The following is a 531-nucleotide window of genomic DNA, read 5'->3' as shown; positions in this document are numbered from 1 at the left end:
TAATATGAATTTAAAGGAACGTGATTATAATGGATTTAAATGAAAAAACAATTGATCGAACAGTTATTTATAATGGCAAAATTGTAGATGTAGAAATTCATACAGTGACATTACCAAACGGTGAAACATCAACAAGAGAATTAGTTTATCATAATGGTGCAGTTGCTGTTTGTGCAGTGACACCTAAAAAAGAAGTCGTATTAGTGAAACAGTATCGTAAACCAGTAGAAAAACCATTGCTAGAAATTCCAGCTGGTAAATTAGAAGATGATGAAGATAGAGTCGAAGCGGCAAAGCGTGAATTAGAAGAAGAAACAGGATATATTGCCAAAGAGTTAACACATGTTGTAGATATGTATGGTTCACCAGGTTTTTGCGATGAACAATTATCAATATATTTTACGGATAATTTAGAAGAAGGTACAGTTCACTTAGATGAAGATGAATTTGTCGAAGTCATTAAAGTTCCGATTGAGAATGTTAAATCGATGCTAATGAATAAAGAAATAGAAGATGCGAAGACTATCATTG

The 531-nt window shown here is 32.2% G+C and carries 1 protein-coding gene; it reads left to right on the top strand.

Going from position 1 to position 531, the window contains the following annotated elements:
* Positions 1 to 29: 29 nt before the first annotated feature.
* Positions 30 to 531: NUDIX hydrolase (locus tag IDG60_RS01610; protein WP_206160418.1), on the top strand; the 502-nt coding region annotated here is incomplete at its 3' end.

This window comes from Staphylococcus sp. EG-SA-2, assembly GCF_017152085.1.
The sequence above is the reverse complement of the archived record's forward strand: the minus strand, read 5'-3'. Positions and strand labels throughout refer to the sequence as shown.